The following is a 20,890-nucleotide window of genomic DNA, read 5'->3' on the forward strand; positions in this document are numbered from 1 at the left end:
TTAGGGGCAAAGATTAGAGTATTTTTTAAGACACAGATGCTATATAAAATTATCGGATATAAAAAAACCGCCTCAATTTTGAGACGGCTACCGAACAATAAACTTGTATCGTATTTTATTTTTTCATGAATGTGATTTTTACTTCTTCGCTGTCTAAAATCAGCATATCGTCGGAAATGGTACTTTCAAAAGGATACGGAGTACCTGTTTCATCTTTAATTACCAGGTTTTTACCCTTTTTAGTTAAAGCATAGGTTCCGTTGAAATCAGTTTCCAGTTTTCCGTTAACATGTCCGTCTTTAGTAAAAGTTAAAGTTCCATTAGCCAAAATATCATTTTTTACAGAATCCATATGAGGCGTTTTTCCCTCTACCGCTGTAACTTTCCAGGTATCTACCAGATCGTTTCGTTTATTATTACAAGATATTATCAATGTAGCCGATAATACAAATCCACAAATAAAAAAGTTTAATTTTTTCATAATTTTTGAGGTTTTTGGGTTAGATATGTACAAGTTACAAAAAAATATTTTTTTAAATGTTTATTTTCAGTTATTTATAGAATAAAAATTAAATTAAACGAATGATTTTTTGCATAAAAAAACCACGCAATCTGCGTGGTTTTCTATTGCTATTTTATGAAAAATATTAGAATTTGTATCCTACACCAGCCTGAATCCCAAAACGGTTATTTCCTTCCGGTCCGTAAGCTAAGTCCAGAAAGTTATAAATGTATCTTGCCTGAATAAATGCTCCTGAGGTAAAGTCATAAGCTAATCCTGAAACTGACGCCACATTGTATTTTCTCAAATTGGTGTTAGCATAAAGTCCGTTTGCTTTAGAGTCAATTATAGCACTCGCCTGAGGACCAACCTCAATTGACAAACCTTTAGTAAGGTTGAATTTGGCTAAAACAGGTATTGCAATTTCACTAATTTCTAAATCACTGCCGCTGGTATTTCCATTTCCATCAAATTTAAAGCTGGAATGAGAATACAAAGCTTCAGCCTGAAATGAAAATTCATCGCACATTTTGAATTCGGCCACTAAACCGGCATGATATCCTACTTCAGGACGTAAATCATGTACAGATGAAGCTCCTGTTGCTAACCAATTGTAATTAGCTCCGGCTTTGATTCCTAATTTTACATTTTTTGTTTCCTGAGCATTTGCAAATCCAAATGCAAAAACTGCAGCTAATGATAAAATGATTTTTTTCATGTTTATTTTTTTTTTTGACTATACAAAATTAGATAAAAGCTTTTGGACCCCCTGTGTTTTCGGGCTTTTTAACGTTTTTTACAGCATCTTGGCTCTCAGTGATTTATATAGTTTTTGTAAAAAATAAACTTTATAGGTGTCTTTTTTTTTAATTCATACCGGGTGCTTCAGGAATTTTTATTTTTACTTTCATTTTTTTTAAAACCAATAAATAGGCTGAAAGGCAGCCTAAAACAATGAACAAACCAATTTCCAACTGAGCAAAAAACTGATTTCCATTGTGCATTGTATTGGCAGTTGTAAGTGTTGTTTTTCCTTCATCAATTTGAATTTGGGCTAATATTTCTAAAGTTTGTAAACTTTGGGTACTCCATTCTGTAAGTTTTTGCCAATCTTTATTTTGATTCATTGTTTCTATTGCTGCACACTGATTCCGGAAAAAATTGAATTGTCTTTTTTCTTCGGGAGTCAGAACAGTCGCTAAGTATTTTTTATCTAAAGACCGGATGCGCTGCAAAGAGCCGCTGATAAACTTTTGTTTTTCGGAAAAAGGGGAGCTTGCAGCTGCTGATTTTATTTGATGAATAGTATTAGTATACTGAAAAATATAATGACTTACCATTAACCTGTCGTTGTAAATCGCCTGAATGCTTTCATTGGTTTTTTTAGAATTAAGTCCAATAAAATAATTACTTATCAACAGTAAAATGGTAACAAAAATCAATATGGCTGCCGCTTTTGTTTTTCGGTTTATGGTGTTTATATCTCTCATAATCAGTTGGTTTAATTTCGAAAGATAAACCTTTCTTGCTGATTTAAAAAGAGAATTAAGGAAACAACATAAAAGGAGTTTGCTGTTATGCTTTTGTAGTATCAATAACAGTTTTAAGTTCCCTGTCATGAACAGCTTTGACGGGAATTGGTTTCGCTTTGTAAACTTTGGGTTCGGCTATTGCTGATGGTGACTGAATAGCAACCGGAGACGGTTTAATTGTTTTTTGGATAGCAACTGCATCGTTTAATACAAAAGGTGTTGGCATCATCCAGTCAGCTCTTTTTTCCATAGTGAATAATGGATTGTCCATTAAATCAAAGGAACTTTCAAGTAATTGCATATCAAAAACTGCAGATGCATCCATGTTAAATTCTAAAACCAACGGATCATTATCAACTACATAGTAACTCAGTAATTTTTTACCTTCCCGTTTTAATAGTCTGTTTTTTTGTTCTAAATGAGAAACTCCATTGGTTTTAATATTATAAAACTGCATTTTTTCATGAGCAAAAATATCATAGCGATTAACTTTCCGGTTAGGTGAAATACGAATTTTGAGATACCGCTGATTTTCTGCAATGCTATCCGTAAGAAAATCAATTGTGGGTTGAGCTATGTTTTTTAAAGGAGCCGGTGCAGCAAAAGTAAATTGAGAATTGTATTTACTAAAAAGTGGAATATCATCAGAACCTTTTAATAATCCGGGATTTTCGCCTAAATATTTTTTGGTCCAGATATCTAAATTTTTATCATAGGTGAGCCATTTTGCTTTGTTTGTATCAGCATTATAAAGATAAACAAGGCTGTTTGATTTAGCTTTTCCTTTTTCATAATTGGAATCAGCATCTGCTTTAATAAAAAAGCCGACAGAAGCTATTAAAAACAGAATGGACCAGCTGCCTTTCTGGACAAAATTACCTAATGTAGGCAGGAGTAATCCAAAACATAAAGCAGTAAGAATGGCACTTCCGAAGAGAATTTTTAATCCCAGACCTATGGGGAACATTTGAATGAAAGGGGCAATGATTAATAAGGCCGGAACAGCAAAAATTAAGTTTAACAGAGGAATGTATTTTTGGGTAAGAATATAAAATCCAAACATAAAAATTCCAAAATAAACCGGAATAATTAAAAACCCGGCACCCTGTAAACCAAATGCAATTGCGATATTGATAAGCAGCCAGATAAATATGGGAGCTACAAAATCATTAGCACTAATTCTGTTTGGGTAAAAAAAGCGATAAAAGGCAAAACATATTGCGATGCTTAAGCATACAAATGCGCCAATATAACTATGTCCGTTGTAAGTAAAGCCGTTAAGTAAATCACTGTATTGCGGATAAATTTGCAGTACAATTTTCCAGCCAAAAAAGACAATTAATCCGGCTGAAATTAATGCTCCCAAAAAAGGAATGAATCCATGGAGCATTTTCTGTACGCTTAGAATTCTTTTAGCAATTCCTAAGAATATAAAAAACAGTAAAAGAGCAAAAGCAATAATTAACATGGGTATCACCCAGCTAAACGGATAGCTGATAAAACTAAATGGTATGGAGAAATATACATAATCTTCAGATGATTGGACGCTGTTTAAATTGGCATTAGAAAAATATTGCAGCAAAGGCATCAGATAAGAACCCTGATGTGCTAAAGAATTGCTGTCTAAATGCTGTAGATCATCCTGAGCTGTATGATAATTATAATGTCCGTCAATAAAAGCAAAATTGAAACCCTGAATATTTCCTTGTTCTCTGAAAACAGTTAAATCGGTATCATTAGGCAGCATTTTATAAATGCTGTACATCAGTGAGTTAGATACCGGAAAAGTAGGATTTGCTGCCGCAAAATTCTTGACCATTCCTGCATTTCCACCATTGGTTTCCATTAGCATATAAGAAGGACCAGATGTTCCCCGGGCTTCAAAATTTAAGGCTAATCCAATTTCCTTAGCCCATTGGTGTCTGCTTACAAAAAGTGAAGCGCCATTTAATCCAAGTTCTTCGGCATCGGTAAACAGAATAATAATGTCATTTTTATGTGGGGTTTTATTATGTAAAAATGCCCGCATACTTTCCAGAATGGTAGCCACACCTGTTGCATCGTCACTGGCTCCGTGGGAAGCCGAATGCGGAGCACTGTCATAATGAGAAAGTAATAAAAGTGCTTTTCCCTGTTGACTTCCTTTTATTCGGGCGATTATATTTTTTGATTTGGTTAAATTTCCCCAATCCGTTAACGTATATCCATCCTGAAAATGCGTTTCAAGCCCCAGTTTTATTAATTCATAACGTAAATAATTAGCGACTTTGTTGTGGTTTTCTGATCCAGTAAAATGTGGTTTCTGACTAATTGATTTTATATGTACTAAAGCTCTTTTAGTAGAAAACTCTGCAAGGGGTTTGTCATTATTTACAGTCCATTGCGGCATCATGCTAAGGTATACTAAAGCCAGAATAGCTATAAAAAACAGTACCGAAACAATGGAGGATAAATCTTTTTTCATTTTTAAGGTAGATTTGGGTGGGTTGCTAATTGTCTTTTTTTACAAGAATATACAAATCATTTTCTAATAACATATAGCCTTGATCGTACAGAAAATAATAGGTGTTTCCTGTTTTGGTTTTCAATATATTGGTAAAAAAATCAAAATCAAAACCTTTACTTAATAATTTAGTTTTTGTAGTTTTTGATTTTCCATCTGTATTGAGTTCTGTAAGAATACGATAATTTTTGCGTAATTTATTATTAATGTTACGCATAATGTTATTACTGTCTTTGTTTATCTTATTGTTATAAGCATTGCGACAGCCGTCGCTGCAGAACTTTTTATCTTCGCGGCCTACAATTTTTTCCCCACATTCTAAACAGTTTTTTTCCATAATTATTAAAATTGGCCTTTGTATAGTAAGGCTTGTTCGATATGTGCTAAATGATGGTTGCAATGCCAGGCATACATTCCGATTGTTTCTTCCAGTGTCGAAATTTTATTGGTAGCAGGATGAATAAATTGTCGTTTTAACTCCTTTTCGCCAAAGGATTTCAGTAAGTAAACCCATCGGGCATGTACGCCTTCAATAATTAGTACTGATGCTGATAAATCATCAGCAAGTCCGTCCTGAAGTTCAGCCCATTGATCTTCTTCGTAAGGTTTTATTATGGGCATTTCTTCTGTTAAAGCCAGTTTAAAGCGAATAAAACTATTCATGTGGCTGTCGGCACAATGATGTATTAGCTGTTTTATTTTCCATCCGTCAGGTCTGTATATCCAATTTAACTCTTTTACAGAAAGGTTTTCAGTCAGCAATTTTACTTTTGAAGGGAATTCTTCAATAATTGCTATCCAGTTTTTTAAATTATCTGTGGTTATTAAATTTGGTTTTTGAAATTCTCCGATGGGAAACTTTAATTTTTCTAAATCAAATAGTTCACTTTCCATATTTAGCTTTTTAATTTTCTGATACGATATAAATCATGTCGGCGGTCTTTTAATATTTTAACGCTTCCGTGTTCGTGGAGCTCTTTTAATAAATCCAGATCAACATCAACAATCAATGTCATTTCGGTGTTTGGGGTTGTTTCGGCTTTCACTCCATTACTTGGAAAAGCAAAGTCAGAAGGAGTAAAAACAGCTGTTTGCGCATATTGAATATCCATATTATTTACTTTAGGTAAATTCCCTACACATCCCGCAATAGCAACATAACATTCGTTTTCTATTGCCCGGGCCTGAGCGCAATGTTTGACGCGTGTATAACCGTTTTGTGTATCCGTCAAAAAGGGAACAAATAGAATATTCATGCCTTCATCGGCCATTAATCGGGAAAGTTCAGGGAATTCAACATCATAACAAATTACAATTCCTATTTTTCCACAATCAGTATCAAAGGTCTGGATAGTGTTTCCGCCTGTTATTCCCCAATGGAAAACCTCATTTGGCGTGATGTGAATTTTAGTATAAGTTTCATAGGTACCGTCCCTTTTACAAAGAAAACCGGCGTTGTACAAAGTGCCGTCTACCAGATGCGGCATGCTTCCGGTAATAATATTAATGTTGTAGGCAATGGCTAATTCCTGAAAACGTTTCCTTATAGGTACGGCGTATTTTGCTAATTCCCGGATAGCATCTGCTTCAGAAAGGTGATTGTAATCAGCCATCAGTGGGGCAATAAATAATTCAGGAAATACAGCAAAGTCACTGCCATAACCTGAAACAGCATCAATAAAAAACTCTGATTGTTCAAACAATGCTTCTAAGTCTTTTAAGGGACGCATTTGCCATTGAATTAATCCTAAACGAATGACACTTTTTGTCGTATTGATAATCTGCGGACTTTCATCATAATAAATGTTGTTCCATTCTAATAGTACCGCAAATTCTTTAGATTTTTTATCTCCTTCGAGATAATTTTTCATGATTCGCATCACGTGAAAATCATTACTCAGCTGAAAGGAAAGTACGGGGTCATGAATTTCTTTTCTTTTTACCTTGTCAATATATCCTTTAGGCGTGAGTTCTTGTGCATACTGACCGTAATTAGGAATTCTGCCTGCAAATACAATAGATTTCAGATTCAGTTGTTCACAAATTTCTTTTCGTGCGTCATACATTCTGCGGCCTAAGCGTAAACCTCGGTATTTTGGGTCCACAAAAACATCAATCCCGTAAAGCACATCTCCATTGTAAGTATGCGTCGAAAAAGTGTAATTTCCTGTGATTTTAGCATAATCATGATTTTTATCTACTAAATCTTCAGGAACAATCAGGGACAATGCTGAGCCTACCACAATATCATCTACCAGAATCACAAGTTGGCCTTCGGGAAAAATTTTAAGTAATTTTTTAACCTCAGATTCATTCCAGTAATTATCGGCCATCTCAGGATAAGATTCCATCATTGACTTTTTTAATTCCTTATAATCTTCGATTTTTAAATTTCGTAGTTCTACTTTATTGATTTCAGCTTGCATAAATGTGTTGATTTTCTGCAATGTACAAAAAATATTATCCGTTTACAAACGTTTACAATTATTTACAACCGAAAGTAATTAGATAGTAACCGAATAATTCATCACAACGGTTGCAACTTTGTCCCATCGGAATGAAACAAACCATTTTCGATACTATAAGCCAAAAAGTCTGAAACGAGTTCAGATAATAACAATTAAATGATATACGCCATGAATGCATTAAGAAACAAAGTACAGTTGATCGGACATTTAGGAAATGATCCTGAAATCAAAAATTTTGACGGAGGTAAAAAATTAGCCAATTTTACCCTGGCGACAAATGAAAGTTACAAAAATGAAAAAGGAGAAAAAGTAGAAGAAACGCAATGGCACAGAGTTGTGGCATGGGGTAAAACGGCTGAAATTATTGAAAAATATGTAACTAAAGGAAAAGAAATTGCTGTTGAAGGTAAATTAACACATCGTACCTATGATGATAAAAACGGAGAAAAGCGTTATGTTACCGAAGTAGTGGTTACCGAATTACTTTTATTGGGAAAATAGCTGAATTGAATTAAAGAACCGAATTTTTTAAAAGCAGAAAACCCATCTCGATGTAAAAAAAAAGAGATGGGTTTTTGTATATATAAAATTAGGCTACTTTTTTAATCAAATCATGCATAGGGCAACGTTTGCAACGCTTGCTTTCTGATTTTTTGAATTTTTCGCAACAAGAAGATTTACAGTTTTCCACTTTTTTGATGACAACAAGAGCTTCTTTTTTCTTTTTGTCTTTCTTTTTTTTCTTCTTATCCTTTTCTTTTTCTTTCTTGCCCACTTTCTATCCGTTTAATAACGAGACAAATATAAAACAAAAATATTATTTTTATATATTCTAAATAAACTTTAACTTTTTTTATTTTGGATTGATTGCAACAGAACTGGTTACTGTTATTTGCTGAATGTCACGGTCAAACAAGTACAAACCTCCTTTGTCATCACCAATCAGATTAATTTTATCCAAAATTGTTTTAGCGGTAGCTTCTTCTTCTATTTGTTCCGAAACATACCATTGTAAGAAATTATGCGTCGCATAATCTTTTTCAGAAAAAGTGATGTGTACCAGTTCATTAATGGAGTTTGAAACAAAAGTTTCATGTTCATACAATGTTTCAAACATTTCTTTGAAAGTAGTGTAGGATGTTTTAGGTGCTTTTAAATCAGTGATTTGCGAGTGACCGCCACGTTCATTTACATATTTGATTAATTTAAGCATGTGCGCACGCTCCTCATCTGACTGTGCATACATAAATTGTGAGATCCCTTCTAAACCGTTTACTTCTGCCCAGCAGGCCATTGATAAATAAGTTTGAGAGGATTCTGCTTCAATACGGATTTGCTTATTTAATGCTGCTTCTATATTTTTTGATAACATAACGATAAGTTTTTTTATTTAACGTGATGTAAAGGTACTTAAAAAGGCAGTGAAAAATCTTTCAGGGTATCAATTTGATTTCTATTTGGCAATAGTTTTAATCTATTCTATGTCTTCCAAAACTAAAGAAAATCGGGCTTTGCGTTTTTTAAAAATCAAAACCATCTGTAAATTTTCGCATTACATATTTTTTTGCTTTGACATCATAATAGCCTAAAACATAATAGTCTTTAAGTTTAAAGCTATTGCTTAAAACTATTTTCTTGTTTTTACTTAAAAAATAAGACAATTTATCAAGTGCAAGTGGCGATTGATTACGGGCAACAAGCTCCAGGTTTTGATTCAGAATACCCTCAAAATAAGCATATTTAAAATGATAAATTTCCGGGAAATCTATATCAGAAAACTCGTCATCAAGGAAACTGTTATGAAACCTATTAGGCTGAATAAGTTTTCCTTTATCTTCTGTCGTTGGAATTCCGCCTATAGAAATATAAGTATTTCTTTTAGTATTATAAACGGTCACTCCTATGTCTAAATCGTTCAGATGCTGTAAAAATCGTTTTGGTGTTTTAATGTCTTTCGGTTTTCGGGAATCTTTTTGAATGAAAAGGGGAATGTTGTTAAAGTCTTGATCACTTTCGTTTAAAACACTATTCTTTTTTAGAATTTGACCCGAGTTAAAATCTTTTATTTCCAAAGTGAGTTCGGATTCGCCTGCAGTAATCTGATACAGTTTTCCGAGGTGATAAAAGGAATTACTCTTTTTCTTTGCATCCTGAAGAACAGATTGTGAGAAGTTCTTTTCGGTTAAATGACCATTTTCCAAATTAAGATCAAATGCCTGCGTATTTTTAGAGTTATAATCTAAAGTCAGTACAATGTGGTTATTCTGAATATAAATTTTGCTTTTTTGAGCCGTTTTCTCCAACAGATTATAATCATTAATATCTATTTTTTCCATTGGATACGCCTTAGTAATGGTATTAAACGTTTGCATTGTACCATTTTTATCCTGAAAGGCAAAAGAGGATAAATCAAAAACTTTCTTGGCGACTTTAGGTTCCTCAAAACTGTAGACAATCAATGCCTGCATCACGCGATGCTGTGCCAGAATATGAAAAGAATTATTCATCTGGAATGTTGTTGTAACAGATTCATTAACAGGTAATTTTGTGCTGTAAAGGGTGTGCGTTTTGTTTTCTAAATTAAATTTTAAAGTTAAAATAAAAGCTAATGGAGCTTTTTTGCCAGGTAAATTAGGGGATAGATAAAGGTTTGGATTTCCATCTTTGTTAAAACTACAGCCGGTTAATTGTACGTTTTCTAAATTTTTCAGCGGAAAGACATATTCACTATTTAAAAATAAGGCCCGATTGTATTTTAGAATCGTAATTTTCCCGCTGTCCTTTATAAAAACAAATACTTCGTGGGTATTTTCATTTTCAACATGCAGAATTTGATTGTTTTTATTAGAGTAATTAGATGTGGCGGAGACAACGATTTGATCGAGAGATCTTAGGCGCTCAAAATTTAATTCTTTATCATTTCCTTTAGGATTGTTTAAGCTAATAGGATAGGAGTTGAGAACCGTTTGACAAAACAGTACTGATGAGCAAAACAGAAATAAAAAAAGGAATGATTTTTTCATGAGTTTTTACTTTCAAAAATCATTCCAGATTTTTTAATGTTCTATTTTTTTTAAAATATCAGTAATTTTTTCAATTGTACTAAAGTTTTGGTGTTTTACTTCATGGTCTATTTTTTCATGTGCCCAAGTGGTATGAAACGGTACATGAGCTGCATGTCCGCCAATAGCTAATACCGGTAAAACATCAGATTTTAGGGAATTTCCAATCATATAAAATTCAGATGGATTAATTTCAAGACGTTTAATCAAATCCAGATAATCCTGTTCCTGTTTGTCTGACATCACTTCGATATGATGAAAATATTTTCCTAATCCCGAATTGTGCAATTTGCGTCTTTGATCTAATAAATCGCCTTTGGTGGCAACCACTAATTTGTATTTACCATACAACGCTTCCAGAGTTTCTTCAACTCCGTCTAAAAGAACAATAGGTTTGTCTAATAATTCTTTTCCGTATTGAATAATTTTGGCAACAACCTCAATTGGAATCGTATTGTTCGAGATGGTCATAGCTGCTTCAATCATTGAAAGAATGTAGGCTTTAATTCCGTAACCGTATATGGCTAAATTTTTTATTTCAATTCTGAAAAGCTCTTGGGAAATACTTTTGTGTGACAGGTAATCACTCATTAAGTCACAAAATTTTTCTTCTGTTTCCAGAAAATAGGTTTCGTTAACAAATAAGGTATCGTCGGCGTCGAAAGCAATAACTTTAAAAGGCATATAATTTATTTTATTTTTTTAACCCAAAGTGGCTGATTGTAAAAAGTGATTCTTATTCCTAAAAGTAAAAAAATCCCGCCAATAATCATGTGCCAATTTATATTTTCATCTAAAAATAGCCAGGCCATAAAACTTGCTAAAACAGCCTGACCTAATAAACTGACAGAAATTCGGGTGGCTCTTAAATGTTGTGTCGCATAGCTAATGAGAAGCCAGGCGGTTAATTGACACACAGCTCCCTGAACAAATAATACAAGCCAGGCGGTAGTAGAAAAGCCGGTAAAAGTTTCCTTAGATACCCAACATATTAACCCCAGAAAGAGACTTGCAGCAATTAATACAATTGTCATAAAAGAGAGAATTTCTATTTTAGACAAAACATTTTTACTGATTAGTAAGTAATTTGCATATAGAATTCCGGATAAAACAGCGAGGAAAAATGCAGTGTCAAAATGAAATTGGCTAATGGTTTCAAACCCCATAAAAATTATCATCCCGAAAAGGGCTACAACAGTTCCAATCCAGAAATTTAGCGCAGGTTTATTTTTTAAAAATAAAAATGAAGTTATTCCGAGCCAAAGCGGCGACAAATTAGATAATAAAGTGGCTTGCGTAGCAGTTGATTCCTGAATGGCAATATTCCAGACCGCAATATCCGTTGCAAAAACAATTCCGCAAAGAACAGCGGAAATGAGGTTTTTAAGGGTTGGTAACTGAAATTTTTTGAAAATGATTACATAAGGAAGCAATAAGTGTCGCTATAAACATCCGGTAAAAAGCTGAAATCAATCCATTGGTTAAATGCAAGCGAACCAGAATAGGGAAGATAGAAATACAGACAATACCTAAAACTAAAGCTAATTGCGGTTTGTTAATTTTCATTTTGCTTACAGAAAATAGTTTTGCTTACAATTAGTATGTCATTCATCTCAAGTGCAAAAAAAAGTTTATTTTACCGCAAATTCGCAAATTATTTTTTCAAAACTTTAAAAAGAAATTTGCGAATTTGCGGTTAATCTTTTTAATTTATTGTTTCTCCATTCCCAACACCATCAGTATCCGGATTTACAAAAACCAGTTTTCCTTCGGCATTATTAGTCATCAGAATCATTCCCTGACTTTCTACACCTCGTAATGCTCTTGGAGCCAGATTGACTAAAACAGTCACTCGTTTCCCAATGATATCTTCCGGTTTAAAACTTTCAGCAATTCCAGAAACAATCGTACGAACATCAATACCGGTATCTACTTTTAATACCAATAATTTATTGGCTTTTGGCATTTTCTCTGCTTCTAAAATCGTTCCTACACGCAAATCCATTTTGGCAAAATCCTCAAACTGAATCAAGTCTTTCTGAGGTTCTGCTTTTTTGTTTTCGGCAAGGTTCGCCGTTTTAGTTGCTTCCAGTTTGTCTATTTGTTTTTGAATTTCTTCATCTTCAATTTTAGCAAAAAGCAATTCGGCAGCACCAATTTGGTGTCCGGCAGCTAATAAGTCTGAAGTTTCAGTAATAGTATTCCAACTTACTTTAGATTCTATATTTAAGATTCTGGATAATTTTGTTGCTGTAAACGGCAGGAAAGGTTCGCAAAGTGAACTTAAAGCAGCCGCAATTTGCAAAGCCACATACATCTGCGTTTGTACGCGTTCCGGATTGTCTTTAATTACTTTCCAAGGCTCTTCGTCAGCCAAATATTTATTTCCTAAACGAGCCGCATTCATCATTTCACCCAAAGCTTCTCGGAAACGGTAACGCTCAATAGAGCTTGAAATCACCGCAGGATAGGCTTTTAATTCGGCTAATGTTTGTTCGTCAACTTCCGAAAATTCGTTTGGAGCAGGAACAACACCGTTATAATATTTATTGGTTAAAACCACCACACGATTGATGAAATTCCCAAAAATCGCTACTAATTCATTATTGTTTCTAGCCTGAAAATCTTTCCAGGTAAAGTCATTGTCTTTAGTTTCCGGAGAATTTGATGTCAATGCATAGCGCAACACATCTTGCTGATTTGGAAATTCTTCCAAATATTCATGCAACCAAACGGCCCAGTTTTTAGAAGTCGATAATTTATTCCCTTCTAAGTTCAGGAACTCATTGGCAGGAACATTGTCAGGCAAAATATAATTTCCTTCCGCTTTTAACATTGCCGGGAAAATCACACAGTGAAATACAATATTGTCTTTCCCGATAAAGTGAACCAACTTGGTTTTTTCGTCTTTCCAGTATGGCGTCCAATCTTTTCCTTCTTTCGCAGCCCACTCTTTGGTTGACGAAATGTACCCAATAGGTGCATCAAACCAAACGTATAATTTTTTCCCTTCGGCACCTTCCACAGGAACATCAATTCCCCAATCTAAATCGCGAGTTACCGCACGAGGCTCTAATCCACCGTCGATCCAGGATTTTACCTGTCCGTAAACATTAGGTTTCCAGTCGTTTTTATGTCCTTCCAGAATCCATTCTCTCAGGAAAGCATCGTATCTGTCCAATGGCAAAAACCAGTGTTTTGTTGATTTCAAAATAGGTGTTTCTCCTGTAATAGTCGATTTTGGATTAATCAAATCGGTAGCATTCAAAGTCGAACCACACTTCTCACATTGGTCGCCGTAAGCTTCTTCGTTACCGCATTTTGGACAAGTTCCCATCACAAAACGGTCTGCCAGAAATTGATCCGCTTTTGCATCGTATAATTGCTCAGTTACTTCTTCAATAAAATCACCGTTATCATATAATTTCTTAAAAAATTCCTGAGCCGTATCATGATGAATCTGAGCCGAAGTTCGAGAATAATTATCAAATGCAATTCCAAAATCAGAGAACGATTTACGGATAATTCCATCGTATTTATCGATTACTTCCTGAGGTGTAATTCCTTCTTTTTTAGCTTTCATCGAAATAGCAACGCCATGTTCGTCGCTTCCGCAAACAAACAAAACATCTCTCCCCTGCAAACGCAAATAACGCGAATAAATGTCCGCAGGAACATAAACTCCCGCCAAATGCCCTATATGTATGGGTCCGTTAGTATAAGGTAAAGCCGCCGTAATGGTATATCTTTCTGGATTCTGTATCATGATTCAATTTTATTGCGTGCAAAAATAAGGAATCCAATTTTATTTGGAGCTATTTACACATAATCTTGTCTTGCGACGAAGGAGGAATCTCATCAAACCAAAATACAAAATGTGATTCCTCCTTCGTCGGAATGACAAATTCATTAATAATCAAAACTCATCTGTAAGATTATTTTTTATATTTGAAAAGCAAAAAATCACTATATGAAAGAAACATATTCTGTATTTAGAAAATACCCAACAATATTTCAAGCTAAAGAATTAGAAGATTTATTGAATCAAAATAATATTAGCACCCAACTAACAGACAATATTGCACCTGTTGATGCATCTTTTTCCGGCAATACTTTACAAAATGAATATGAAGTAAAAATTCAATTTGAGGATTTTGAAAAAGCAGAACAGATTCTTGAAAAAGAAGCTGAAAACTTAATTAGCCAAGTTGACAGTAATCACTATCTGTTTGATTTTACAAATGATGAACTGTATGAAATTCTATTAAAAGCAGATGAATGGAGTGAGTTTGACAATAAATTAGCTCAAAAAATATTAACAAAAAGAGGAAAATCCATTGACGACGATTTGCTTAAAGTGCTGAAAAAACAACGAATTGAATCGTTAGCAAAACCAGAAGAAAATCAAAAACCATGGATAATATCAGGCTATATTTTTTCTATACTTGGAGGCTTTCTAGGAATCCTAATTGGCTATTTCTTATGGACATCTAAAAAATCATTACCAAACGGTCAGATAGTGTATTCTTATTCGGAAAACGACAGAGCTCATGGGAAAATCATATTTTACATTGGTTTAATTATTCTTCCATTTTACATTCTCTTAAAAATTATAAACTTAATCTAATACACATATGCGAATTCTTCCGACTTAATTTCTCTAAATTAAACAATCTCTTTTCCATATCTTTACACCCAGATTTAAAGAAAATAAATCATGCCCAAAGGACCCGAAAAAAACACCAAAAATAAGGCTTTACACACCAAGTTATTGAACAGGAAGAAAGCGAAATTGCAAGAAGAAAAAGCAGCAAAAGCAGCACGAATGAAAGCTTTGGTTACCAAAATGAATCAGCAAAAGAAAAATAACGAATCTAATGCTGAATAAATTTTAGCTTTAAACAAGCTGTGTAATTTGCGGTTAAAAATGTTTTAGCTAATACAATTCCAAAAAAAATCCGTGCTAATCTGTGAAATCCGTGGCAAAAAAAACGAAATTTGCCTGCAAACTCCTTTAAAAAATCTCAAAAATGGAATTCGGAAGTATCATTATCTCAGAAAACGCAGCCAATAGCGAAAACCCTCAAGACGTTATCAACTCTAACATTTCGGTTATCAACCTGATGCGTGAGGAAAAAATTGACGACGAATTCATTCACGAAGATGCTTTAATGAGTTATTACCTGGATTATTATGTGGCGCAACATATCGAAGGCAACTTTGCACAATTTGTTTACAAATCGGGCTGGAATAAAGAACTGAACGAATTAATAGAAGAAGGCTTGCAGTTAATTGGTGCCGAAAAGCATTTGGAATTATTCCAACAACAAGCTAAAAAAGTCCGCTTAATGAGCAGCGTAAAGCTCAACAAATTCTTAAATGGAAAACTGGAAGGCGTAAATCCAACAAGAGATTTACTCAACACCGATACTTTCTTCGAACTGCAAGAAAACCTTATGGAACTTAATGCTGCATTTTTATTAAACCATCCCGACACTCAGGTACTTTCGGTGGATGCTATGTTTGAACTTTTAGAAGATTATTTAGGTAGAGAAATCAAGAGAATGTAATGGATTAAATTCGACGCCGTCTCCAAATATTGCAGTATTTGTTAGGATACTTTCAAAATAAGTATATTTTTGTAATACCTGTTAGTTATAAGTCCTATAGAAAAATGTAGTTGGTTATGGAGATTCTAAATCAATTTTTAAAATTATTTGTATTAGACATCCGCAATGTAATGGGATTGTTGTTTTGGGGAAATTTCGCTCTGGCAACACTTGTTTTTACTTTTCGATTCACACTCAGTAGTAAGGATACTAAAACCCATTTATTGGTATTTGGTTTTTCTAAAATTTTTCAATCTTTTGCCTGGTTAGCATTTTTTCTCAGAACGGACACCGTTACATTCAATCCTGTAAATATTATTATTCCCAATACTTTAGTTTTTGGAAGTTATTATCTGGAATCTATAGCAATGCTTATGATGGTGAATAGCTCTAAAAAAGCCTATCGGATACAAGCCGTACTTTTTGCTGTTATGTTGTCTGCTTTTTATTTGGCAGTATGGTGTGAGGCGGCAGCTAATATTCGGGTAGCACTAGCTTCGTTTGTAATTTTTATAATGCTGATAATACCTGCTTTTCGATTTTTAACCGAAACCAGAAGCAGTATGTTTAAAAAAATACTGGGTTTTAATTATTTTATTCTGTTGATTGCAGTGATTTTCAGAATCATTTATCCTTTTTTTAAAACTTCAACAAGCCTTTATTCTGTTGATCCCGCACAGCAGATTATATTTTTAATCATATTTCTGATGATGATTATAAGCGGAGTAGGATATTTGCTTTTACTACAAGAAGAAAAAGAATTGCAGGTTAAGAAATTACTCGAGGATAAAAACAGATTTTTTTCAATTATTGCACATGATTTAAAAGGTCCCTTTAATGGGATTATTGGACTTTCGGAATTGTTATTAGAAGATGAGACCCATACTAATTATAAAGAAACCAATGAATATATAAAGTTAATTCATCAGTCTTCCAAAAGTGTGTCTTCGTTACTGGATAATCTTTTAACCTGGGCACAATCTCAAACAGGAAGTCTTGGATTTAATCCTCAAAGAATAGAAATCAGTCCAGTGGTTGATAAAGCAATCCATCTGCTGGCGAATGTTGCTAAGAATAAAAACATAACCATTCATTCTGAAATTACAGCTCGGGAATATGTTTTTGCTGATAAAAATATGTTAGAAACGATCTTTAGAAACCTAATTTCCAATGCTATAAAATTTACTGAAACTAATGGAGAAGTAGTGCTTTCTATGACAAAAGAAAATAATGGGCTGGTATTTTCGGTCAGGGATAATGGTATTGGTATTGCTCCTGATAAAATGGCGGCTTTGTTTGCAGTTGATCATCTGCACACAACTGCAGGAACGAATGATGAAACCGGAACAGGATTAGGATTGATGTTGTGTAAAGATTTTATAGAAAAACATGGCGGTGTTATATGGTTGGAAAGTGAGCCAGGAAAAGGAAGTGATTTCAGGTTTAGCATCCCGGATTCCATTTAATTCTGCTAACACTTTTTAATACTCCGGTTACATACAAAATCAAGTGAGACTTGGCGAATATCAGCGAAAGGCTGGTCTGATTTTGAGAAATAGTTTTTTCGTCAAAACTTTGTCTTAGAAGTCTCAAACATTTCCTTAAATTTGCTACCATTATTAGAAATTTTATAGTTATAAAAAGCCAACTATGTTACAAATTGCATTTATTAGAGAGAATCAGGAAAAGGTAATCCAGGCTTTGGCCAAAAGAAATATGGATGCCAAGACCATTGTGGAAGAAGTCGTAGAACTTGATGAACGCCGTCGTGCTGCGCAAGTAGAATTAGACAACATCTTAGCCGAATCTAATAAATTGTCCAAAGACATCGGGGAAATGATGAAAGCAGGTGAAAAAGCCAAAGCTGCCATCTTAAAAGAAAAAACGGTTACTAATAAAGAAAAAAGCAAAAAGCTAGCAGAAACAGCTGATGCTATCGCTGCCGAACTTACTGAAAAATTATACACTTTACCTAACCTACCGGCTGATATTGTTCCCGAAGGAAAATCAGCAGATGACAACCTGAATGTTTTTGAAGCGGGCGAAGTACCTGTTTTACACGAAGGAGCACAACCGCACTGGGAATTGGTAAAAAAATACGATATTATTGATTTTGAATTAGGAAATAAAATCACAGGTGCAGGATTTCCGGTTTACAAAGGAAAAGGAGCGCGCTTGCAACGAGCCTTAATCAATTATTTTTTAGACAAAAATACTGCTGCCGGTTATAATGAAGTGCAGGTGCCTCATTTTGTAAACGAAGCTTCCGCTTACGGGACAGGACAATTGCCGGACAAAGAAGGGCAAATGTATCATGATGCTACCGATAATTTATATTTAATCCCAACGGCTGAAGTTCCGGTAACCAACTTATTCAGAGATGTAATTTTGAACGAAAGTGAATTCCCGATTCTAACAACAGCTTACACGCCTTGTTTCCGTCGTGAGGCAGGTTCGTACGGAGCACATGTACGTGGATTGAATCGTTTGCACCAATTTGATAAAGTGGAAATTGTGCGTGTGGAGCATCCGGAAAAATCATATGAGGCTTTGGAAGGAATGGTAGAGCATGTAAAAGATATTTTGAACGAATTGAAATTACCATACCGAATTTTACGTCTTTGCGGTGGTGATATGGGATTTGCATCAGCGCTGACCTATGATTTTGAAGTGTATTCTACAGCGCAAGAACGTTGGTTAGAAATCAGTTCTGTTTCTAACTTTGAAACTTTTCAGTCTAATCGTCTAAAATTGCGTTTCAAAGACAAAGACGGAAAAAACCAATTAGCGCATACCTTAAACGGAAGTTCATTGGCTTTGCCTAGAGTTTTAGCAGGAATTATAGAAAACTACCAAACTACGGAAGGAATCGTAATTCCAGAAGTATTGCGTCCGTATTGCGGATTTGATATTATAAACTAACTTTTGTTTGTTTTCATGTACCGCAAATTCGCAAATTATTTTTTAAGTTTAATAAAAATAAAATTTGCGAATTTGCGGTAAAATATTTTCGAAATAAATCGAATAATGAAAAAACTATTTCTACATATCGCCTTGTTTTTTTCATTGATTTGTTTTGCTCAAAACGAGCAGTTAGCACAGTATTATTATGACAAAGGCGATTTTGAAAAAGCAAAAATCAGTTACGAGGAATTGTTAGAAAATTTTCCTCAGAACATGCAGTATTTTCTACGCACAATAGATTGCTACCAGCAATTACAACAATTTGATATTGCAGAAAAGGCAATCCAAAACCGATTGACTAAATACAATCAAGGCAGTCTTCTGGTCGAATTAGGCTATAATTACCAATTGCAAAAAAATGATGTTAAAGCAAAAAGCTATTACGAGCAAGCTATAGAACGCATTCGAAAAAATCCCAATGAAGTTTACGGAATTGCGAATTCTTTTGAGCGAAAAGTACAACTAGAATATGCCTTAAAAGCCTATCAGACAGCCACTGAAATTCAGCCCAATTTTAATTTCAATTACCAGCAAGGGCTGATTTACGGACAACTGGGCAATTTTGATAAAATGATTGTTACATTTCTGGATGAAGCCTATGCTAATCCTCAAAATTCGATTGTGATTCAAAATCAATTGTCCCGTTTTATGACCGATGAAGCCGATGCTACTTTTAGCGATGCTTTGCGAAAAGCCTTGATTTTAAAGGTTCAAAAAAGTCAGGATTTGTTTTGGAATCATTATTTGAGTTGGTTTTATGTGCAGCAAAAAGAATTTTCGAAAGCCTTTATTCAGGAAAAAGCCATTTACAAACGCAATCCTGAGTCACTTTCAGGTATTTTAAATTTGGCAAATTTAGCCATTGAAGAAGACAATCAGGAAGTGGCTAAAGAAATCTTAGATTTTGTTATTGAAAATACTAAAGATTTACAACTGTTAATTCAGGCGCATAGTTATTTAATTGATTTAAAAATCAAAAAAGCCAGTGAAAAAGATTATGCTGTTATTAATACGGAAATTGAAGCTTTGTTGAAGGAATTTGAAATAAACCCTTTTACCTTATCTTTGCAGCTGATTCAGGCGCATTTTGTAGCATTCAATTTAAAGAAACCAGAGCTGGGAAGGGAAATCATAAAAAAAGCCTTGGAATTACAATTGAATAATTATGAAACGGCTCAGGTCAAAATGGAATTGGCAGATATTTTGCTTTTAGAAGAAAAATACAATCAGGCATTATTGTATTATTCACAAATTGAAATGGACTTAAAGAATGATGCCGTAGCACATGAAGCCAGTTTAAAAGCTGCTAAGACGAGTTATTTTAAAGGTGATTTTGCCTGGGCATTGAAACAATTTAAAGAATTGAAATCGGCAAACACACAGTTGATTGCTAATGATGCTTTAGAATATTTTTTATTAATAAATGACAACACCGTTGCTGATTCTACCCAAACAGCATTGAAGGCTTTTGCTAAAGGGGATTATCTGTTATATCAAAACAGAAATCCGGAAGCTGTTGCGCAGTTTCAATTGGTTTTAAATTCCTTTAAAGGAGGCGAAATTGAAGCGGTAACGCAATTGCGACTGGGTAAAACTTTTGAAAAAATGGGCGAATACAATTTGGCTTTAAGCCAATATCAATCTATAATGGATCATCACAGCGATGGAATTTATATTGATGAAGCACTGTTTTTTTCGGCTGAAATCTATAGTAAAAAAGTAAACGAACCTGAAAAAGCAAAACCATTGTATGAGCAGATTATCTTTAATCATCAGGACAGTATTTATTTTGTAGAAGCCAGAAAGAAATTCCGAGAATTAAGAGGAGATAAAAACTTATAATAAAGTTTAATCGGTTAAACGAATCAACGGTTAACCGATCAAACCGTTAACCGATTAAATAAAATCAACAATGATAATATATAACATTACCACTAACATACACGAAAGCGTTCACGATCAATGGATGATCTGGATGCAACACAAACATATTCCGGAAATGCTGGCTACAGGCAAATTTACCTCGGCCCGGTTGGTTCGTGTTTTAGTTGAAGAAGAAATGGGAGGCATAACTTATTCTATTCAGTATACTACAGACAGCAAAATAACTTTAGAACGATATTATAAGGAAGATCAGGCACGTTTTCAGGCAGAAGCACTGAAATTATTTGCCGATAAAATGTTGTCTTTCAGGACAGAATTAGAATTGGTTTCCGAGTTTTTTCAGAATAATTAAAACAATATTAGTCT

General features: G+C 34.1%; 20 protein-coding genes and 1 pseudogene. 8 read left to right on the plus strand and 13 right to left on the minus strand.

Translation table 11 applies throughout. The features are described 5' to 3' along the window. Window positions 1-115: 115 nt before the first annotated feature. The 7 genes from ABS764_RS04990 to ABS764_RS05020 form a co-directional block, all read right to left on the minus strand. Window positions 116-481 (minus strand): hypothetical protein, encoded by a 366-nt coding sequence (locus ABS764_RS04990; RefSeq protein WP_408080592.1) that lies wholly within the window; start codon window positions 479-481, stop codon window positions 116-118. A gap of 166 nt (window positions 482-647) precedes the next feature. Then, window positions 648-1,220, minus strand: a complete 573-nt coding sequence (locus tag ABS764_RS04995) for a porin family protein (protein ID WP_408080594.1) — start codon at window positions 1,218-1,220, stop codon at window positions 648-650. Between the two features lie 148 nt (window positions 1,221-1,368). Further along, entirely contained in the window at window positions 1,369-1,992 is a 624-nt protein-coding gene (locus ABS764_RS05000; protein ID WP_408080596.1) for an MCP four helix bundle domain-containing protein, read from the minus strand. Between the two features lie 85 nt (window positions 1,993-2,077). Continuing rightward, window positions 2,078-4,498, minus strand: coding sequence for a M20/M25/M40 family metallo-hydrolase (locus ABS764_RS05005; protein ID WP_408080598.1), 2,421 nt, complete (start codon window positions 4,496-4,498; stop codon window positions 2,078-2,080). A gap of 25 nt (window positions 4,499-4,523) precedes the next feature. Beyond that, window positions 4,524-4,874 carry a hypothetical protein gene (locus ABS764_RS05010; protein WP_408080600.1) on the minus strand — a complete coding sequence of 117 codons (351 nt, stop codon included), beginning with the start codon at window positions 4,872-4,874 and terminating at the stop codon, window positions 4,524-4,526. Window positions 4,875-4,879: 5 nt separating this feature from the next. Further along, window positions 4,880-5,431 carry a YfiT family bacillithiol transferase gene (locus ABS764_RS05015; protein ID WP_408080602.1) on the minus strand — a complete coding sequence of 184 codons (552 nt, stop codon included), beginning with the start codon at window positions 5,429-5,431 and terminating at the stop codon, window positions 4,880-4,882. 2 nt (window positions 5,432-5,433) lie between these two features. Continuing rightward, window positions 5,434-6,963: a carbon-nitrogen hydrolase family protein gene (locus ABS764_RS05020; protein WP_408080604.1), complete on the minus strand. Its 1,530-nt coding sequence runs from the start codon at window positions 6,961-6,963 to the stop codon at window positions 5,434-5,436. Between the two features lie 210 nt (window positions 6,964-7,173). Between ABS764_RS05020 and ABS764_RS05025 the strand changes: the two genes are divergently transcribed. Beyond that, entirely contained in the window at window positions 7,174-7,506 is a 333-nt protein-coding gene (locus ABS764_RS05025; RefSeq protein WP_408080606.1) for a single-stranded DNA-binding protein, read from the plus strand. Window positions 7,507-7,594: 88 nt separating this feature from the next. Here the strand turns inward: ABS764_RS05025 and ABS764_RS05030 are convergent, their stop codons facing one another. The 6 genes and pseudogenes from ABS764_RS05030 to metG form a co-directional block, all read right to left on the minus strand. Further along, the gene (locus ABS764_RS05030) at window positions 7,595-7,780 is read right to left on the minus strand and encodes a hypothetical protein (RefSeq protein WP_408080608.1); all 186 of its coding nucleotides are present in this window, start codon (window positions 7,778-7,780) and stop codon (window positions 7,595-7,597) included. A 78-nt stretch (window positions 7,781-7,858) separates the two neighbouring features. Next, on the minus strand, window positions 7,859-8,377 hold the full coding sequence (locus ABS764_RS05035; RefSeq protein ID WP_408080610.1) for a ferritin: 519 nt from the start codon (window positions 8,375-8,377) through the stop codon (window positions 7,859-7,861). A gap of 148 nt (window positions 8,378-8,525) precedes the next feature. Beyond that, window positions 8,526-10,028 (minus strand): hypothetical protein, encoded by a 1,503-nt coding sequence (locus tag ABS764_RS05040; RefSeq protein WP_408080612.1) that lies wholly within the window; start codon window positions 10,026-10,028, stop codon window positions 8,526-8,528. A gap of 33 nt (window positions 10,029-10,061) precedes the next feature. Then, complete coding sequence (locus ABS764_RS05045) at window positions 10,062-10,751, minus strand: HAD family hydrolase (RefSeq protein ID WP_408080614.1); 690 nt, start codon at window positions 10,749-10,751, stop codon at window positions 10,062-10,064. Window positions 10,752-10,756: 5 nt separating this feature from the next. Next, window positions 10,757-11,633 (minus strand): annotated as a pseudogene (locus ABS764_RS05050) (DMT family transporter). Window positions 11,634-11,772: 139 nt separating this feature from the next. Next, window positions 11,773-13,833 (minus strand): methionine--tRNA ligase, encoded by a 2,061-nt coding sequence (gene metG, locus ABS764_RS05055; RefSeq protein ID WP_408080616.1) that lies wholly within the window; start codon window positions 13,831-13,833, stop codon window positions 11,773-11,775. A 204-nt stretch (window positions 13,834-14,037) separates the two neighbouring features. Here metG and ABS764_RS05060 point away from each other — a divergent pair, with 204 nt between their 5' ends. From ABS764_RS05060 to ABS764_RS05090, 7 genes are all read left to right on the plus strand, one after another. Beyond that, window positions 14,038-14,694, plus strand: coding sequence for a hypothetical protein (locus tag ABS764_RS05060; RefSeq protein ID WP_408080618.1), 657 nt, complete (start codon window positions 14,038-14,040; stop codon window positions 14,692-14,694). A gap of 90 nt (window positions 14,695-14,784) precedes the next feature. Next, on the plus strand, window positions 14,785-14,955 hold the full coding sequence (locus ABS764_RS05065) for a hypothetical protein (RefSeq protein WP_408080620.1): 171 nt from the start codon (window positions 14,785-14,787) through the stop codon (window positions 14,953-14,955). Between the two features lie 142 nt (window positions 14,956-15,097). After that, on the plus strand, window positions 15,098-15,637 hold the full coding sequence (locus ABS764_RS05070) for a DMP19 family protein (protein WP_408080622.1): 540 nt from the start codon (window positions 15,098-15,100) through the stop codon (window positions 15,635-15,637). Between the two features lie 116 nt (window positions 15,638-15,753). Continuing rightward, window positions 15,754-17,142, plus strand: coding sequence for a sensor histidine kinase (locus ABS764_RS05075; RefSeq protein ID WP_408080624.1), 1,389 nt, complete (start codon window positions 15,754-15,756; stop codon window positions 17,140-17,142). A gap of 184 nt (window positions 17,143-17,326) precedes the next feature. After that, window positions 17,327-18,598: a serine--tRNA ligase gene (gene serS, locus ABS764_RS05080; protein ID WP_408080626.1), complete on the plus strand. Its 1,272-nt coding sequence runs from the start codon at window positions 17,327-17,329 to the stop codon at window positions 18,596-18,598. A gap of 105 nt (window positions 18,599-18,703) precedes the next feature. Continuing rightward, on the plus strand, window positions 18,704-20,482 hold the full coding sequence (locus ABS764_RS05085; RefSeq protein WP_408080628.1) for a tetratricopeptide repeat protein: 1,779 nt from the start codon (window positions 18,704-18,706) through the stop codon (window positions 20,480-20,482). Window positions 20,483-20,552: 70 nt separating this feature from the next. After that, complete coding sequence (locus ABS764_RS05090; RefSeq protein ID WP_408080630.1) at window positions 20,553-20,876, plus strand: DUF4286 family protein; 324 nt, start codon at window positions 20,553-20,555, stop codon at window positions 20,874-20,876. The last annotated feature ends 14 nt before the right edge of the window (window positions 20,877-20,890 follow it).

It is taken from the genome of Flavobacterium plantiphilum (genome assembly GCF_046000495.1).
In the GTDB taxonomy this organism is placed as follows: Bacteria; Bacteroidota; Bacteroidia; order Flavobacteriales; family Flavobacteriaceae; genus Flavobacterium; species Flavobacterium plantiphilum.

What these genes read in the sequence shown, in the direction of transcription:
- ABS764_RS05090 (WP_408080630.1), top strand. Translation starts at nt 20,553, where the DNA reads ATGATAATATATAACATTACCACTAACATACACGAAAGCGTTCACGAT.
- ABS764_RS05070 (WP_408080622.1), top strand. Translation starts at nt 15,098, where the DNA reads ATGGAATTCGGAAGTATCATTATCTCAGAAAACGCAGCCAATAGCGAA.
- ABS764_RS05060 (WP_408080618.1), top strand. Translation starts at nt 14,038, where the DNA reads ATGAAAGAAACATATTCTGTATTTAGAAAATACCCAACAATATTTCAA.
- ABS764_RS05015 (WP_408080602.1), bottom strand. Translation starts at nt 5,431, where the DNA reads ATGGAAAGTGAACTATTTGATTTAGAAAAATTAAAGTTTCCCATCGGA.
- ABS764_RS04990 (WP_408080592.1), bottom strand. Translation starts at nt 481, where the DNA reads ATGAAAAAATTAAACTTTTTTATTTGTGGATTTGTATTATCGGCTACA.
- ABS764_RS05000 (WP_408080596.1), bottom strand. Translation starts at nt 1,992, where the DNA reads ATGAGAGATATAAACACCATAAACCGAAAAACAAAAGCGGCAGCCATA.
- ABS764_RS04995 (WP_408080594.1), bottom strand. Translation starts at nt 1,220, where the DNA reads ATGAAAAAAATCATTTTATCATTAGCTGCAGTTTTTGCATTTGGATTT.
- ABS764_RS05085 (WP_408080628.1), top strand. Translation starts at nt 18,704, where the DNA reads ATGAAAAAACTATTTCTACATATCGCCTTGTTTTTTTCATTGATTTGT.
- ABS764_RS05045 (WP_408080614.1), bottom strand. Translation starts at nt 10,751, where the DNA reads ATGCCTTTTAAAGTTATTGCTTTCGACGCCGACGATACCTTATTTGTT.
- ABS764_RS05020 (WP_408080604.1), bottom strand. Translation starts at nt 6,963, where the DNA reads ATGCAAGCTGAAATCAATAAAGTAGAACTACGAAATTTAAAAATCGAA.
- metG (WP_408080616.1), bottom strand. Translation starts at nt 13,833, where the DNA reads ATGATACAGAATCCAGAAAGATATACCATTACGGCGGCTTTACCTTAT.
- ABS764_RS05010 (WP_408080600.1), bottom strand. Translation starts at nt 4,874, where the DNA reads ATGGAAAAAAACTGTTTAGAATGTGGGGAAAAAATTGTAGGCCGCGAA.
- ABS764_RS05005 (WP_408080598.1), bottom strand. Translation starts at nt 4,498, where the DNA reads ATGAAAAAAGATTTATCCTCCATTGTTTCGGTACTGTTTTTTATAGCT.
- ABS764_RS05065 (WP_408080620.1), top strand. Translation starts at nt 14,785, where the DNA reads ATGCCCAAAGGACCCGAAAAAAACACCAAAAATAAGGCTTTACACACC.
- serS (WP_408080626.1), top strand. Translation starts at nt 17,327, where the DNA reads ATGTTACAAATTGCATTTATTAGAGAGAATCAGGAAAAGGTAATCCAG.
- ABS764_RS05025 (WP_408080606.1), top strand. Translation starts at nt 7,174, where the DNA reads ATGAATGCATTAAGAAACAAAGTACAGTTGATCGGACATTTAGGAAAT.
- ABS764_RS05035 (WP_408080610.1), bottom strand. Translation starts at nt 8,377, where the DNA reads ATGTTATCAAAAAATATAGAAGCAGCATTAAATAAGCAAATCCGTATT.
- ABS764_RS05040 (WP_408080612.1), bottom strand. Translation starts at nt 10,028, where the DNA reads ATGAAAAAATCATTCCTTTTTTTATTTCTGTTTTGCTCATCAGTACTG.
- ABS764_RS05075 (WP_408080624.1), top strand. Translation starts at nt 15,754, where the DNA reads ATGGAGATTCTAAATCAATTTTTAAAATTATTTGTATTAGACATCCGC.